The 316-nt window shown below is 68.0% G+C and carries 1 protein-coding gene; it reads right to left on the reverse strand.

Annotated features, from left to right (window positions below):
- On the reverse strand, nt 1-316 hold a 316-nt coding region (locus SM757_RS35230; protein WP_407655840.1), incomplete at both ends, for an NAD(P)/FAD-dependent oxidoreductase.

The following is a 316-nucleotide window of genomic DNA, read 5'->3' on the forward strand; positions in this document are numbered from 1 at the left end:
GCGCTGCAGGGTCCAGGGCGGGTTCTTCATGCCCAGCTTGGGCAGCAGCCACTGCTCCACGCCGGTCATGAGCGTGGCGGTGGAGCGGCCCTTCTTGAACCACTGCTTGAAGTTCTTGGCCTGCTGCAGCTCGGTGAACAGCCAGCTCTTCTCGAAGGCTTCGGGGTAGGCCGCCAGCTCGTCGCCGCTCCTGCCCGCCTGCAGCGCTTCGAAGGCGCTTTCGGCGCACAGCATGCCGGTCTTGATCGCCGCGTGGCTGCCCTTGATGCGGCTGGCGTTGAGGAAACCCGCGTCGCAGCCCACCAGCGCGCCGCCG

Origin of the sequence: Azohydromonas lata, from assembly GCF_034427735.1 — a bacterium.
Taxonomy (GTDB): Bacteria; Pseudomonadota; Gammaproteobacteria; order Burkholderiales; family Burkholderiaceae_C; genus Azohydromonas; species Azohydromonas lata.